The 13,767-nt window shown below is 60.4% G+C and carries 16 protein-coding genes; 13 read left to right on the forward strand and 3 right to left on the reverse strand.

Annotated features, from left to right (window positions below; all coding sequences use genetic code 11):
• Positions 1 to 79: 79 nt before the first annotated feature.
• The 7 genes from QOL84_RS07415 to QOL84_RS07445 all read left to right on the forward strand — a co-directional run bounded on the left by QOL84_RS07415 (position 80) and on the right by QOL84_RS07445 (position 5,417).
• Positions 80 to 670, forward strand: a complete 591-nt coding sequence (locus tag QOL84_RS07415) for an amino acid synthesis family protein (protein ID WP_122594276.1) — start codon at positions 80 to 82, stop codon at positions 668 to 670.
• Between the two features lie 31 nt (positions 671 to 701).
• Positions 702 to 1,535 carry an alpha/beta fold hydrolase gene (locus QOL84_RS07420; protein ID WP_283436757.1) on the forward strand — a complete coding sequence of 278 codons (834 nt, stop codon included), beginning with the start codon at positions 702 to 704 and terminating at the stop codon, positions 1,533 to 1,535.
• On the forward strand, positions 1,532 to 3,013 hold the full coding sequence (locus QOL84_RS07425) for an aldehyde dehydrogenase (RefSeq protein WP_283436758.1): 1,482 nt from the start codon (positions 1,532 to 1,534) through the stop codon (positions 3,011 to 3,013). The genes QOL84_RS07420 and QOL84_RS07425 overlap by 4 nt, the downstream gene beginning before the upstream one ends.
• Positions 3,014 to 3,025: 12 nt before the next feature.
• Positions 3,026 to 3,511 carry a flavin reductase family protein gene (locus QOL84_RS07430; protein WP_283436759.1) on the forward strand — a complete coding sequence of 162 codons (486 nt, stop codon included), beginning with the start codon at positions 3,026 to 3,028 and terminating at the stop codon, positions 3,509 to 3,511.
• Between the two features lie 129 nt (positions 3,512 to 3,640).
• Entirely contained in the window at positions 3,641 to 4,045 is a 405-nt protein-coding gene (locus tag QOL84_RS07435) for a carboxymuconolactone decarboxylase family protein (protein WP_053121180.1), read from the forward strand.
• 42 nt (positions 4,046 to 4,087) lie between these two features.
• A complete protein-coding gene (locus QOL84_RS07440) occupies positions 4,088 to 4,852 on the forward strand; it encodes a GntR family transcriptional regulator (RefSeq protein ID WP_283436760.1) in 765 nt (254 codons plus the stop codon).
• A 1-nt stretch (position 4,853) separates the two neighbouring features.
• Positions 4,854 to 5,417 carry an NUDIX hydrolase gene (locus tag QOL84_RS07445; protein ID WP_008088079.1) on the forward strand — a complete coding sequence of 188 codons (564 nt, stop codon included), beginning with the start codon at positions 4,854 to 4,856 and terminating at the stop codon, positions 5,415 to 5,417.
• A gap of 146 nt (positions 5,418 to 5,563) precedes the next feature.
• On the opposite strand, the gene QOL84_RS07450 is transcribed toward QOL84_RS07445, so the two are convergent.
• Positions 5,564 to 5,860 (reverse strand): DUF1330 domain-containing protein, encoded by a 297-nt coding sequence (locus QOL84_RS07450; RefSeq protein WP_283436761.1) that lies wholly within the window; start codon positions 5,858 to 5,860, stop codon positions 5,564 to 5,566.
• A gap of 69 nt (positions 5,861 to 5,929) precedes the next feature.
• On the opposite strand from QOL84_RS07450, the gene ribBA reads away from it, so the two are divergent.
• From ribBA to QOL84_RS07480, 6 genes are all read left to right on the forward strand, one after another.
• Complete coding sequence (ribBA, locus tag QOL84_RS07455) at positions 5,930 to 7,039, forward strand: bifunctional 3,4-dihydroxy-2-butanone-4-phosphate synthase/GTP cyclohydrolase II (RefSeq protein WP_283436762.1); 1,110 nt, start codon at positions 5,930 to 5,932, stop codon at positions 7,037 to 7,039.
• A gap of 319 nt (positions 7,040 to 7,358) precedes the next feature.
• A complete protein-coding gene (locus QOL84_RS07460; RefSeq protein WP_129392910.1) occupies positions 7,359 to 8,384 on the forward strand; it encodes an ABC transporter substrate-binding protein in 1,026 nt (341 codons plus the stop codon).
• Positions 8,381 to 9,328, forward strand: a complete 948-nt coding sequence (locus QOL84_RS07465; RefSeq protein WP_283438637.1) for an ABC transporter permease — start codon at positions 8,381 to 8,383, stop codon at positions 9,326 to 9,328. The genes QOL84_RS07460 and QOL84_RS07465 overlap by 4 nt, the downstream gene beginning before the upstream one ends.
• Before the next feature lie 6 nt (positions 9,329 to 9,334).
• Positions 9,335 to 10,144, forward strand: coding sequence for an ABC transporter permease (locus tag QOL84_RS07470; RefSeq protein WP_007918021.1), 810 nt, complete (start codon positions 9,335 to 9,337; stop codon positions 10,142 to 10,144).
• Positions 10,145 to 10,161: 17 nt separating this feature from the next.
• Positions 10,162 to 11,316 (forward strand): ABC transporter ATP-binding protein, encoded by a 1,155-nt coding sequence (locus tag QOL84_RS07475; RefSeq protein WP_283436763.1) that lies wholly within the window; start codon positions 10,162 to 10,164, stop codon positions 11,314 to 11,316.
• A 271-nt stretch (positions 11,317 to 11,587) separates the two neighbouring features.
• Entirely contained in the window at positions 11,588 to 12,472 is an 885-nt protein-coding gene (locus QOL84_RS07480; RefSeq protein ID WP_283436764.1) for an alpha/beta hydrolase family protein, read from the forward strand.
• A 215-nt stretch (positions 12,473 to 12,687) separates the two neighbouring features.
• Here the strand turns inward: QOL84_RS07480 and map are convergent, their stop codons facing one another.
• Together map and QOL84_RS07490 are read right to left on the reverse strand one after the other, a co-directional pair.
• Positions 12,688 to 13,479, reverse strand: a complete 792-nt coding sequence (gene map, locus QOL84_RS07485) for a type I methionyl aminopeptidase (protein WP_283436765.1) — start codon at positions 13,477 to 13,479, stop codon at positions 12,688 to 12,690.
• Positions 13,476 to 13,703: a ParD-like family protein gene (locus tag QOL84_RS07490; protein WP_007918027.1), complete on the reverse strand. Its 228-nt coding sequence runs from the start codon at positions 13,701 to 13,703 to the stop codon at positions 13,476 to 13,478. Before QOL84_RS07490 ends, map begins: the two co-directional genes overlap by 4 nt.
• Positions 13,704 to 13,767 lie beyond the last annotated feature (64 nt).

The following is a 13,767-nucleotide window of genomic DNA, read 5'->3' on the forward strand; positions in this document are numbered from 1 at the left end:
GCGAGGGGGACTTGCACGATTGGTATTATGGTATACCATCAGACGCACAGACACTCTCAATCCCCCAACGGAGCAGCTCATGAGTTTCGAAATTCGCAAGATCGTCAGCTATGTCGAAGAAACCTTCATCGAAGGCGGCAAAGCCACCGACAAGCCGGTGACCATGGTCGGCCTCGCCGTGGTGATGAAAAACCCTTGGGTGGGCAACGGTTTCGTTGAAGACCTCAAGCCGCAGATCCGCGCCAACTGCTCCGACCTCGGCGCGCTGATGGTCGAGCGTCTGGTCGGCATCATCGGCGGTGCGGACAAAATCGAGGCCTACGGCAAAGCCGCCGTGGTCGGTGCTGATGGCGAGATCGAACACGCCTCCGCCGTGATCCACACCCTGCGCTTCGGCAACCACTACCGCGAAGCCGTCAACGCCAAGAGTTACCTGAGCTTCACCAACAAGCGCGGCGGCCCGGGCACCTCGATTCAGATCCCGATGATGCACAAGGACGACGAAGGTCAGCGTTCGCACTACATCACTCTGGAAATGCAGATCGAAGACGCCCCGCGTGCCGACGAAATCGTCGTCGTGCTGGGTTGCGCCGACGGTGGTCGCCTGCACCCGCGCATCGGCAACCGCTACATCGATCTGGAAGAACTGGCCGCCGAAAAAGCCCAGTAACCACAATAAAAAGGCATTGCAGGAGCGCTCCATGATTCGGCTCACCGCTGAACTCACCCCGGCTGGCACCAGTTACCTGGCGACCGGCCAAGGCCAGCCCGTGGTTTTGATCCACGGCGTGGGCCTGAACAAAGAAATGTGGGGCGGCCAGATTGTCGGCCTGTCCAGCCAATACCAAGTGATCGCCTACGACATGCTCGGGCATGGCGCCAGCCCGCGACCGGCCAGCGGCACCAATCTGCTCGGTTACGCCGATCAGTTGCTGGAGTTGCTCGATCACCTGAATCTGCCGCAGGCAGCGGTGATCGGTTTTTCCATGGGCGGTCTGGTCGCGCGGGCTTTTGCCCTGCATTACCCGCAGCGCCTGCAAAGCCTGGTGGTGTTGAACAGCGTGTTCAATCGCAGTGAAGAACAGCGTGCCGGCGTCATCGCCCGCACCGCGCAAGCGGCCGAACATGGCCCGGACGCCAATGCCGAAGCCGCGCTGTCACGCTGGTTCAGCCGCGAATATCAAGCGGCCAACCCGGCGCAGATCGCTGCGATCCGCCAGACCCTGGCCGGTAATGATCCGCAAGGCTATCTGACCACCTATGAATTGTTCGCTACTCAAGACATGTACCGCGTCGACGACCTGGGCAGCATTCAGGCGCCGACGCTGATCGCCACCGGCGAACTCGACCCCGGTTCGACCCCGGAAATGGCCGAGCAACTGGCCCGACGCATCCCCGGTGCGAAGGTTGCCGTGCTGGCCGAGCAACGGCATATGATGCCCGTAGAGTCGCCGCGTCTGGTCAATCAGACGCTGCTGGAATTTCTCCAATTCGCACACTCCCGACAAAACCATGTAAAGGGGATCGTTGCATGACACTCGCACGCTTCCAGATGTGCATCGGCGGAGAATGGGTCGACGCCCTCTCCGGCAAGACCTTCGAAAGCCTCAACCCGGCCTCCGCACAAGCCTGGGCAGAATTGCCTGACGCTGATGAAGCTGACGTCGAACGCGCCGTGCAATCGGCACAGACTGCGTTCGACAGCCCGGCATGGCGTGGCCTGACCGCCACCGCGCGCGGCAAACTGCTGCGCCGACTCGGCGACTTGATCGCGGAAAACAAGGAACAACTGGCGCAGCTGGAAAGTCGCGACAACGGCAAGCTGATCCGCGAAACCCGTGGCCAGGTCAGTTATCTGCCGGAGTTTTTCCATTACACCGCAGGGCTGGCCGACAAGCTCGAAGGCGGCACGCTGCCGCTGGATAAGCCGGATCTGTTCGCCTACACCGTGCATGAAGCGATGGGCGTAGTCGCCGCGATCATTCCGTGGAACAGCCCGCTGTACCTGACCGCGATCAAACTCGCCCCGGCCCTCGCCGCCGGCAACACGATTGTGATCAAGCCGTCCGAACACGCTTCGGCGACCATTCTTGAGCTGGCACGTCTGGCCCTCGAAGCCGGGATTCCGCCGGGTGTGGTCAACGTCGTCACCGGTTACGGCCCGAGCACTGGCGCCGCCCTCACCCGCCATCCGCTGATCCGCAAAATCGCCTTCACCGGCGGCGCGGCGACGGCGCGGCACGTGGTGCGCAGCAGCGCCGAGAACTTCGCCAAACTGTCGCTGGAACTTGGCGGCAAGTCGCCGAACATCATCTTCGCCGACGCCGATCTCGACAGTGCAATCAACGGCGCGATTGCCGGGATCTATGCCGCCTCCGGGCAGAGTTGCGTGTCCGGTTCGCGCCTGTTGGTGCAGGACGAAATCTACGACGAATTTGTCAATCGACTGGTCGAACGCGCCCAGCGCATTCGCATCGGCAACCCGCAAGAAGACGCCAGCGAAATGGGCCCGATGGCGACCGCGCAGCAACTGGCGGTGGTCGAAGGTCTGGTCGCCGATGCCATCGCTGAGGGCGCGCGTTTGCGCACGGGTGGCAAGCGTCCGAGCGGTCTCGGCGAAGGCTGGTTCTACGAGCCGACGCTGTTCGAATGCGACCACAATTCGATGAAGATCATGCAGGAAGAAGTCTTTGGCCCGGTGGCGTCGGTGATCCGCTTCAAAGATGAAGCCGAAGCGCTGGCGATCGCCAACGACTCGCAGTTCGGCCTCGCGGCGGGCATCTGGACGCGTGATTTGGGCCGGGCTCATCGCCTCGCTCGCGATGTGCGTTCGGGGATTATCTGGGTCAACACCTACCGCGCGGTCTCGGCGATGGCGCCGATCGGCGGCTTCAAGAACAGTGGCTATGGACGCGAAAGCGGCATCGATTCGGTGCTGGCCTACACCGAACTGAAAACGGTGTGGATCAACCTTTCCCAGGCGCCAATGCCTGATCCGTTTGTGATGCGCTAGGAGTCCTGCGAAATGATCGAACCCGGCATTTACAAAGACGTCATGAGCTCGTTTCCGTCCGGCGTCACGGTGGTGACCACCCTTGACCCGGAAGGTGGAATCGTCGGCATCACCGCCAGCGCCTTCAGTGCGCTGTCGATTGACCCGGCGCTGGTGTTGTTCTGCCCCAACTACGCTTCCGACACCTACCCGGTGCTGCGTGACAGCAAGAAGTTCGCGATCCATTTGCTGTCCGCCGACCAGACCGCCGAGGCCTACGCCTTCGCCGGTAAGGGCAAGGACAAGGCCCAGAACATCGAGTGGCATTTGAGCGAGTTGGGTAACCCGATTCTGGCCAAAGCCACGGCGATCATCGAGTGCGAGTTGTGGCGTGAATATGACGGTGGAGATCACGCGATCATCGTTGGCGCGGTGAAGAACCTGATCCTGCCAGCGCAACCGGTGACACCGATGATCTACCACAAAGGCAAGCTCGGCCCCCTACCAACCCTGGCCTGACATATCCACACACATCCCTGTAGGAGCTGCCGAAGGCTGCGATCTTTTGACGTTGATTCTCAAGAGCAAGATCAAAAGATCGCAGCCTTCGGCAGCTCCTACAGGGGAATTGGGGAGATTGGAGGAATGATGAGTAACGAAAAGTACGAAAAAGGCTTGAAGATCCGCACCCAGGTATTGGGCGAAGCCTACGTTCAGCGTTCAATCGACAACGCCGACGACTTCACCCGCCCCTTGCAGGAAATGGTCACCGAATACTGCTGGGGCCATGTCTGGGGTCGTGAAGGTTTGTCGCTCAAAGAGCGCAGCATGATCAACCTGGCGATGATCTCGGCGCTCAACCGTCCGCACGAACTCAAGCTGCATGTGCGTGGCGCCTTGCGTAACGGCCTGAGTCGTGAGCAAATACGCGAAATTCTGCTTCAGGTCGGTATTTATTGCGGCGTTCCGGCAGCCGTGGACAGTTTCCGGCTGGCCCGTGAAGCCTTTGCCGAAGCCGACGCCGAAGCCCCAGTCAACCCCTCGGCTGTTTAGATGCCCGTCTGGCATGGACAGCCAACCGAAAGAGCGGACCCCATGAAACGCCAGCCACTCGACGACAGCTTCAAGGTCAATCGCAACCCCGTTACCCTGCGCGAAATCGTGCTGGATAAACTGCGTAGCGCGATCATGAATTTCCAGCTCATGCCCGGTGATCGTCTGGTCGAGCGCGATCTGTGCGATCGCCTTGGCGTCAGCCGCACCTCCGTGCGCGAGGCCTTGCGTCACCTCGAATCCGAAGGCCTGGTCGAGTTCGCCGATGCCAAAGGCCCGCGTGTCGCCATCATCACATTGGCCGATGCCGTCGATATCTACGAACTGCGCTGCGTGCTCGAAGGTTTGATCGTGCAGTTGTTCACCCTGCGCGCCAAGGCCAAGGACATCAAAGCCCTGGAAAAAGCCCTCGACGACAACCGCAAGGCACTCAAGGATGGCGAGTTGCAGCAGGTAATCGACTCGGTGCAGGGTTTCTACGATGTGCTGCTCGAAGGTTCGGGCAACCATGTCGCGGCGACTCAGTTGCGTCAGTTGCAGGCACGCATCAGCTACCTGCGCGCGACTTCGGTTTCGCAGGAAAACCGGCGCGGCGCGAGTAATCAGGAAATGGAAAAAATGGTTGAGGCGATCAAGAGCGGCGATCCGCTGGTGGCGCATCAGGCCTGTGTCGATCACGTGCGCGCTGCCGCTGCGGTGGCGCTCGACTACCTCAAGCGCAAACAGGAAGAGACTGGCTCTGCCGTCAAAGGCACGCCGCCGATCACCCTGCCCATCGCGCTGAAAGAACCGCGTATAGGTCACTGATATGTTCAGCCCGAGCTTTTGCCCGAAATGCGGTGGCCCTGATCTTGGTCAGCAGATACCGCCGGGCGATACGCACGAGCGCCTGATGTGCCGCGGTTGCGGCTACATCCACTACATCAATCCGAAGATCATTGCCGGCTGCATCATCGAGCAGGACGGCAAATACCTGCTGTGCCAACGGGCTATCCCACCGCGCCCCGGCACCTGGACGCTGCCGGCCGGTTTCATGGAGAGCGGCGAGACCACCGAGCAAGCGGCGGTCCGCGAAGTCTGGGAAGAAAGCGGCGTGCGCGCGGAAATCGTCTCGCCGTATTCGATTTTCAGCGTGCCGAAGATCAGCGAGGTGTACATCATCTTCCGCGCGATCGCGCTGGAGATCACCGGGCAGTACGGGCCGGAGACCATGGATTACAAATTCTTCGCCCCGGAAGACATTCCGTGGGAGCAGATCTACTACCCGGCGATCCGGCAGATTCTTGAGCGCTATATCGAAGAGCGCCAGGCTGGGGTGTATGGGATCTATATGGGCAATGATGACAGCGGCAAGATCCACTTTATCCGCTGATCACCACCTATCCCCCCCGTCTGATCGTTCCCACGCTCCGCGTGGGAATGCAGACCGGGACGCTCCGCGTCCCTTCAGCAGCCGAACGCGGAGCGTCCGAAGAGGCGTTCCCACGCGGAGCGTGGGAACGATCATTACCGTGGGCTTCACAGTGGGGCGATGCCTTCTACGATGATGATTTGCGCCGTCGCCCATTCTTCGCGATAACGCTTCGCTTCCTGGTACGCCGCCGAGTGGTAGCACGCCACGGCTTTTTCGTAGCTCTCGAACTCGATCACCACGCTGCGCTGCGGCGTCTCGCGCCCTTCCATCGCTTCGCTGCGCCCGCCCCTCGCCAGTAACTTCGCGCCGAACGCGGCGAAGGCTGCCGGCGCGCGCTGGGTGTATTGGCTGTAGTGATCGGCATCGGCTATATCCACATGAGCAATCCAGTACGCCTTCATAGTGACCTCTTTGTTGATTTTGTATTATGGTATACCAATATTATTTCCAACAAACCCTGAGAGTCCAGCATGGCCTTCAACAGCATCGAAGAAATCATCGAAGATTATCGCCTCGGCAAAATGGTCCTGCTGGTCGATGACGAAGATCGCGAGAACGAGGGCGACCTGTTGCTGGCCGCCGACCGTTGCACGCCCGAAGCGATCAGCTTCATGGCCCGCGAAGCGCGCGGGCTGATTTGCCTGACGCTGACTGATGAACATTGCCAGCGTTTGGGCCTGGAGCAAATGGTCCCGGCCAATGGCAGCGTGTTCAGCACCGCGTTTACCGTGTCGATTGAAGCCGCGGTTGGCGTGACCACCGGCATCTCCGCAGCTGATCGCGCCTGCACCGTTGCCGCCGCTGTCGCGCCGAATGCCCGCGCTGAAGACCTGGTGCAGCCCGGCCATATCTTTCCGCTGCGCGCCAAGGAAGGTGGCGTGCTGACCCGCGCCGGGCATACCGAGGCGGGTTGCGATCTGGCCCGTTTGGCCGGTCTCACCCCCGCCTCGGTGATTGTCGAGGTCATGAACGACGACGGCACCATGGCCCGTCGCCCGGATCTGGAAGTGTTCGCGCGCAAGCACGGGATCAAGATCGGCACCATCGCTGACCTGATCCACTATCGCCTGAGCACCGAACACACCATCGAGCGCATTGGCGAACGCGAGCTGCCGACGGTGCACGGCACCTTCCGTTTGATCACCTTCGAGGATCGCATCGAAGGCGGCGTGCACATGGCGATGGTCATGGGTGATTTGCGCCGTGAAGAGCCGACGCTGGTGCGTGTGCATGTGATCGATCCGCTGCGTGATCTGGTCGGTGCCGAGTACAGCGGGCCGACGAACTGGACGTTGTGGGCGGCGCTGCAACGGGTCGCGGCTGAGGGTCATGGGGTTGTTGTGGTGCTGGCCAATCATGAATCGTCGCAGGCGCTGCTGGAGCGCGTGCCGCAATTGACCCAGCCGCCACGGCAGTTCAGCCGCTCGCAATCGCGGATTTATTCGGAGGTCGGGACTGGGGCGCAGATTCTGCAGAACCTTGGGGTTGGCAAACTGCGGCATCTTGGGCCGCCGCTGAAATACGCCGGGCTGACCGGGTATGACCTGGAAGTGGTCGAGAGCATCCCCTTTACCGAATAACCCCGGGCGGCCAGGCTAAAAATGTGGGAGGGGGCTTGCTCCCGAAGGCGGTGGATCAGTTGACATAGATGTTGACTGATCCACCGCCTTCGGGAGCAAGCCCCCTCCCACAAAAGTTATGCATTGCAGATTCATTTCTTCGAACCACAAAAAAGGACAGCCGCCAGATAACCGGTAAGGCAAAGTGCTTGCACAAAGTTTGGAATACCATAATATGATATTCCATAGACCGGACACTCCAACGAACGTCCAGCTACTGCTCCCGACAGGCGGGCAACAACGCAAGCCCGCTCAAAAACACAACAATGAGGGCGTGAAAATGGTGTTGAACAAAGCTGCAACCGCGATCTTTTTTGCGGGACTGCTCAGCGTCACCGGCCAGGCTGCAATGGCTGCCGAAAGCGTGAATTTTGTCAGTTGGGGCGGAAGCACCCAGGATGCGCAGAAACAGGCCTGGGCCGATCCGTTCAGCAAGGCCAGCGGCATCACCGTCGTGCAGGACGGCCCGACCGATTACGGCAAACTCAAAGCCATGGTCGAGAGTGGCAACGTGCAGTGGGACGTGGTCGATGTCGAAGCCGATTTCGCCCTGCGCGCCGCTGCCGAAGGCCTGCTCGAACCCCTCGACTTCAAGACCATCCAGCGCGACAAGATCGACCCGCGTTTCGTCAGCGATTACGGCGTCGGCTCGTTCTTCTTCTCCTTCGTCCTCGGCTACAACGAGGGCAAACTCGGCGCCAACAAGCCGCAGGACTGGAGCGCCCTGTTCGACACCAAGACCTACCCCGGCAAACGCGCCCTGTACAAATGGCCAAGCCCTGGCGTGCTCGAACTGGCGCTGCTGGCCGACGGCGTACCTGCCGACAAGCTCTACCCGCTGGACCTGGATCGCGCCTTCAAAAAACTCGACACCATCAAGAAAGACATCGTCTGGTGGGGCGGCGGCGCGCAGTCGCAGCAACTGCTGGCGTCCGGTGAAGCGAGCATGGGCCAGTTCTGGAACGGTCGCATTCACGCCCTGCAAGAAGACGGCGCGCCGGTTGGCGTGAGCTGGAAACAGAACCTGGTCATGGCCGACATTCTGGTCATCCCCAAAGGCTCGAAAAACAAGGACGCGGCGATGAAGTTTCTGGCCAGCGCCAGCAGCGCCAAAGGCCAGGCCGACTTCTCCAACCTGACCGCCTACGCCCCGGTCAACCTCGACAGTGTGGAGCGTCTGGATTCGACGCTGGCCCCCAACCTGCCGACTGCCTACGCTAAGGATCAGATCACTCTTGATTTCGCGTACTGGGCCAAAAACGGCCAGGCCATCGCGACACGGTGGAACGAATGGCTGGTCAAATGAAAATGGCGGCCACCGCGTCCCGTCCCTCCACTGCCACCGACAGCGCCCAAAGCGCTGCCGGTTCGGCCCACGGAACACAGGCGGTTGCGATGCAGCAAGCCCCTTCCCTCAGACAACGCTGGCGCGGCGCCGGCAACCTCGTGCCGGCGCTGTTGTTCATCGGCCTGTTCTTTCTCGCGCCGTTGATTGGCCTGCTGTTGCGCGGCGTGCTCGAACCGACGCCTGGCCTTGGCAACTATGAACAACTGTTCGCCAACTCCGCTTATGCGCGAGTGCTGCTCAACACCTTTTCGGTGGCCGGGCTGGTGACGCTGTTCAGCCTGCTATTGGGCTTTCCGCTGGCCTGGGCGATCACGCTGGTGCCGCGCGGCTGGGGTCGATGGATTCTCAACATCGTGCTGCTGTCGATGTGGACCAGCCTGCTCGCCCGCACCTATTCGTGGCTGGTGTTGCTGCAAGCCTCCGGTGTGATCAACAAGGCTTTGCTGGCGCTGGGCATCATCGATCAGCCGCTGGAAATGGTGCACAACCTCACCGGCGTGGTGATCGGCATGAGCTACATCATGATCCCGTTCATCGTGCTGCCGTTGCAGGCGACCATGCAGGCCATTGATCCGATGATTCTGCAGGCCGGTTCAATCTGCGGCGCCAGTCCGTGGACCAACTTCTTCCGGGTGTTCCTGCCGCTGTGCCGGCCGGGTCTGGCCTCCGGTGGCTTGATGGTGTTCGTCATGTCGCTCGGTTACTACGTGACCCCGGCGCTGCTCGGCGGGGCGCAGAACATGATGCTGCCGGAGTTCATCATTCAGCAGGTGCAATCGTTCCTCAACTGGGGCCTGGCCAGTGCCGGCGCCGCGTTGCTGATCGCGATCACTCTGGTGCTGTTCTACTTCTACCTGAAGCTTCAGCCGGAATCCCCGGTTGGCGCCAGTAACGCGAGGTAAGCCGACATGCTCCTGACCCCCAATGCGATGAGCCGCCGCATGCGCTTCGGCTTGTATGCAACCACCGGGCTGATCGGTCTGTTCCTGCTGTTGCCGATCGTATTTATCGTGCTGCTGTCGTTCGGCTCCTCGCAGTGGCTGGTGTTCCCGCCGCCGGGCTGGACGCTGAAATGGTACGGCCAGTTCTTCTCCAACCCTGACTGGATGAACGCCGCCGCGGCCAGCCTCAAAGTTGCTGTGCTGACCACGATCTGCGCCGTGGCCCTTGGTTTGCCGACTGCGTTTGCGCTGGTGCGCGGACGCTTTCCTGGCCGGGAAATGCTCTACGGCCTGTTCACCCTGCCGATGATCGTGCCGCTGGTGATCATCGCCGTGGCGGTGTACGCGCTGTTCCTCAAGCTCGGTTACACCGGGACGATGTTCGCCTTCGTCGTCAGCCATGTGATCGTCGCGCTGCCGTTCACCATCATCTCGATCATCAACTCGCTGAAGCTGTTCGATCAGTCGATTGAAGACGCGGCGGTGATCTGCGGTGCCTCGCGCCTGCAAGCGGTGTTCAAGGTGACGTTCCCGGCGATTCGCCCGGGCATGGTCGCCGGCGCCCTCTTCGCCTTTCTGGTTTCGTGGGATGAAGTCGTGCTCAGCGTGATGATGGCCAGCCCGACCCTGCAAACCCTTCCCGTGAAAATGTGGACCACCCTGCGCCAGGACCTGACGCCAGTGATCGCCGTCGCTTCGACGCTGCTGATCGGCTTGTCTGTTTTGGTCATGGTCATCGCCGCCGCATTGCGCCGGCGCAACGAAATCAGCGCCTGAGCGCCCAGGAGTACGACATGAGTGCCGTGATCAAAGACGCTTCCCAGCAGAATGACAAACCCCTGGTCAGCCTGCGCAATCTGAACAAGCACTACGGCGACTTTGCCGCCGTCGACAACATCTCGCTGGACATCAAGGACGGCGAGTTCCTGACCTTCCTCGGTTCCAGCGGCTCGGGCAAAAGTACGACCCTGTCGATGCTCGCCGGGTTTGAAACGCCGAGCAGCGGCGAGATCCTCGTCAATGGTGAGTCGCTGGTGAACGTGCCGCCGCACAAGCGCGACATCGGCATGGTGTTCCAGCGTTATTCGCTGTTCCCGCACCTGTCGGTACGCGACAACATTGCCTTCCCGTTGGCGATTCGCAAACTCGCTGCCGCCGAACGCGAGAAGCGCGTCGATGCGATGTTGAAACTGGTGCAGCTTGAGCAGTTCGCTCATCGCCGCCCTTCGCAATTGTCTGGCGGCCAGCAACAACGCGTCGCCATCGCCCGCGCCCTGGTTTACGAACCACGCATTCTGTTGATGGACGAACCGCTGGGGGCGCTGGATAAAAAGCTGCGCGAGGACTTGCAGGATGAGCTGCGCCAACTGCATCGCCGGCTGGGCATCACCATTGTTTACGTGACCCACGACCAGGAAGAAGCCATGCGTTTGTCGCAGCGCATCGCGATTTTCAGTCACGGCAAGATTGTCGGTCTGGGCAGCGGTTATGACCTTTATCAGAATCCGCCGAATGCGTTTGTCGCCTCCTTCCTCGGCAACTCGAACTTCCTCAAGCTCAAGGCACAGGGCAATGCGGCGGTTTCATTTGAAGGGCAGTCACTGTCGATTCGACTGACAGCCGGGTTGCACACCGATCAGGATGTGCTGCTGATGGTGCGCCCGGAAAAGGCACTGGCGTTGAGCGTGGCGCAAGCGATCAGCGAACCGTTGCCGTCGGGTTGGAATGAGGTTTCAGCGAAGGTTGTGGAAGTGCTGTTCCTCGGCGAAAGCCAGACCTGCAGCGTGGTCACCTCGGGCGGCACATCAATGACAGTGAAAGCACTGTCAGCCGCCGGCATGCCGCTCAAGGCTGGCGACCCGGTGCAAGTACGCTGGGCCACCGCCGACGCCTGCGTCTACACCGAATGGACCGAAAGCGACCTCAACAAAGCCGCCGGCTCCCACTGAACACCCCTGTAGGAGCTGCCGCAGGCTGCGATCTTTTGATCTTGTTCTAAATGCAAGATCACAAGATCGCAGCCTGCGGCAGCTCCTACATCGGCATTCAGGATAACTGGCGGTGATTCCTTGATATAAGCCTGTCCCTCGCGCTTTGACGGTGACCTACTGTTCGATTAGTTTCCATGTACCCAACTGGCGATGATGTAAAGGTGCGCACCGGTGTTCAAAGGTCGCCGACGGTTTGGCTCAACTCAATCGGAAGAGACCTGTGCACACCATGGCCACCCCCCTCGCTGACTCGATCCAGAGACAAGACATCACATTGGTTGCCGACGACGGTTATGCATTGTCGGCGATCCGCTACAGCGCATCCGGCGAGGCCAAAGGCAACCTGATCATGGCCGGCGCCACCGGCGTGCAGCAGCGCTTTTATCGGCGCTTTGCCGAGCATGCGGCGCGCCAGGGTTTCAACGTGCTGACGCTTGACTACCGGGGTGTCGGCCAGTCGAAACCGGCTGAGTTGAAAGGCTTTCAGATGGCGTATCTGGATTGGGCCTTCCAGGATCTGGCGGCGGCAGTCGACCTGCTGCGTCAGCAAGCATTGCCGCTGTATTGGGTCGGCCATTCTTTCGGTGGTCACGCGATTGGCCTGCTCCCCAACCACCACGCCCTGACCGCCTGCTACACCGTGGGCAGCGGAGCCGGCTGGAGTGGCTGGATGTCGCGGACCGAAGGCTGGAAAATCCGCTTTATGTGGAAGTTTGTGCTGCCGCTGATCGTCGCCCGCAAAGGCTACATGGCCTGGAGCTTATTGGGCATGGGCGATGATTTGCCGCTGGGCGTTTACAACGACTGGAAACGCTGGTGCAAAAACCCCTACTACTATTTCGATGACCCCGAGATGGCACATCTGCGTGGGCTGTACGCAGAGGTCAAAACCCCGTGCGTTTTCGCCACATCGGTCGATGATCCCTGGGCACCGCCGCGCTCACGCGATGCGTTTGTCAAAGCCATGGTGAATGCACCGCTGACCCTGCTGGATCTGCAGCCACCTCCGGACGGTCAGCCATACGGACACATGGGTTATTTTCGCGAGAGTGCGCAGCCATTGTGGGACGAGATGCTCGACTGGCTGCAAAGCATCCCCGCACACACCAGATAACCTGTAGGAGCTGCCGCAGGCTGCGATCTGTTGATCTTGCAGTTGAAAAACAAGATCAAAAGATCGCAGCCTCGTTTCACTCGACAGCTCCTACAGGAATGCATTTCAAATGTGGGAGCGGGCTTGCTCGCGAAGAGTCCGTGTCAGTCATCAACAATGTTGAATGACACACCGCTTTCGCGAGCAAGCCCGCTCCCACATAGGGTTTATGGTGTTTAGGTGATTGGGGAATAGCCTTCGATCTGATCCGGCCACGCCGTAAGAATTTCAAATCCGGTCTCCGTCACCGCGACCATGTGTTCCCACTGCGCCGACAGCGAGCCGTCCTTGGTCAGCACGGTCCAGCCATCCGGCATGTTCTTCACATGCCGCTTGCCGGCATTGAGCATCGGCTCCACGGTAAAAATCATCCCGGCCTTGAGCTTCATGCCCTGATCGGGAAAGCCGTAATGCAGGATTTGCGGTTCATCGTGGTAGACCTTGCCGATGCCGTGCCCGCAGTACTCGCGCACCACGCTGAAACCTTCCTTCTCTGCCAGGCTCTGGATCGCGTGACCGATATCGCCCAGTGTCACGCCCGGTTTGACCACGCGAATCCCCGCGCACATGGCGTCATAGGTGGTCTTGATCAGGTGCTGCGCTTCAGGCGTTGGCTCACCGACCACGTACATGCGGCTGGTATCACCGAACCAGCCATCCTTGATCACCGCGATGTCGAGGTTGACGATGTCGCCATCCTTCAACGGCGTGCCCGACGGAATCCCGTGGCACACCACGTCATTGACCGAGGCGCAGACGGTTTTCGGAAAGCCGTGATAACCGACGTTGGCCGGCACCGCTTTCTGCACGTTGACGATGTAGTCGTTGCACAACCGGTCCAGCTCGTCAGTGGTCACGCCAGCCTTGACGTGCGGCACCAGCATTGCCAGGACTTCGGCGGCGAGTTTGCCGGCAGCACGTGATTGCGCGATGTCGGCCGGGGTGTTGATCTTGATCTGGTTTCTCATGCGCTGACGGCTTCCTGAGTCAGTTGTTGCAGATCCAGCCCGCCGTTCTGTTCGGCGCGGATCAGCAAGCGGCAAATGGCGCTGTGGTCGAGGTTGGGGTGCAGCTCGGCGAGCATGCCGATGCGCATCCAGTGCTCGGCCTGCGCGTTGATCGAGCGGCTGAGGGCGTTGCTGGAGATGCGCAGATTCTCGTGCATGTCCTCTGAAATCTTTACGATGCCCATATATGAATCCGATACGATGTGTATATGTATCGTATATTAGCCAAGCCTCGTTGAAAATTGCAAA

It is taken from the genome of Pseudomonas helmanticensis (genome assembly GCF_900182985.1).
In the GTDB taxonomy this organism is placed as follows: domain Bacteria; phylum Pseudomonadota; class Gammaproteobacteria; order Pseudomonadales; family Pseudomonadaceae; genus Aquipseudomonas; species Aquipseudomonas helmanticensis.

Excerpts from the sequence above, each read along its gene's own strand:
- QOL84_RS07480 (WP_283436764.1), top strand. The coding sequence starts at position 11,588 with ATGGCCACCCCCCTCGCTGACTCGATCCAGAGACAAGACATCACATTG.
- QOL84_RS07475 (WP_283436763.1), top strand. The coding sequence starts at position 10,162 with ATGAGTGCCGTGATCAAAGACGCTTCCCAGCAGAATGACAAACCCCTG.
- ribBA (WP_283436762.1), top strand. The coding sequence starts at position 5,930 with ATGGCCTTCAACAGCATCGAAGAAATCATCGAAGATTATCGCCTCGGC.
- QOL84_RS07470 (WP_007918021.1), top strand. The coding sequence starts at position 9,335 with ATGCTCCTGACCCCCAATGCGATGAGCCGCCGCATGCGCTTCGGCTTG.
- QOL84_RS07440 (WP_283436760.1), top strand. The coding sequence starts at position 4,088 with ATGAAACGCCAGCCACTCGACGACAGCTTCAAGGTCAATCGCAACCCC.
- QOL84_RS07450 (WP_283436761.1), bottom strand. The coding sequence starts at position 5,860 with ATGAAGGCGTACTGGATTGCTCATGTGGATATAGCCGATGCCGATCAC.
- QOL84_RS07445 (WP_008088079.1), top strand. The coding sequence starts at position 4,854 with ATGTTCAGCCCGAGCTTTTGCCCGAAATGCGGTGGCCCTGATCTTGGT.
- QOL84_RS07435 (WP_053121180.1), top strand. The coding sequence starts at position 3,641 with ATGAGTAACGAAAAGTACGAAAAAGGCTTGAAGATCCGCACCCAGGTA.
- QOL84_RS07465 (WP_283438637.1), top strand. The coding sequence starts at position 8,381 with ATGAAAATGGCGGCCACCGCGTCCCGTCCCTCCACTGCCACCGACAGC.
- QOL84_RS07430 (WP_283436759.1), top strand. The coding sequence starts at position 3,026 with ATGATCGAACCCGGCATTTACAAAGACGTCATGAGCTCGTTTCCGTCC.
- QOL84_RS07425 (WP_283436758.1), top strand. The coding sequence starts at position 1,532 with ATGACACTCGCACGCTTCCAGATGTGCATCGGCGGAGAATGGGTCGAC.
- map (WP_283436765.1), bottom strand. The coding sequence starts at position 13,479 with ATGAGAAACCAGATCAAGATCAACACCCCGGCCGACATCGCGCAATCA.
- QOL84_RS07460 (WP_129392910.1), top strand. The coding sequence starts at position 7,359 with ATGGTGTTGAACAAAGCTGCAACCGCGATCTTTTTTGCGGGACTGCTC.
- QOL84_RS07420 (WP_283436757.1), top strand. The coding sequence starts at position 702 with ATGATTCGGCTCACCGCTGAACTCACCCCGGCTGGCACCAGTTACCTG.
- QOL84_RS07415 (WP_122594276.1), top strand. The coding sequence starts at position 80 with ATGAGTTTCGAAATTCGCAAGATCGTCAGCTATGTCGAAGAAACCTTC.
- QOL84_RS07490 (WP_007918027.1), bottom strand. The coding sequence starts at position 13,703 with ATGGGCATCGTAAAGATTTCAGAGGACATGCACGAGAATCTGCGCATC.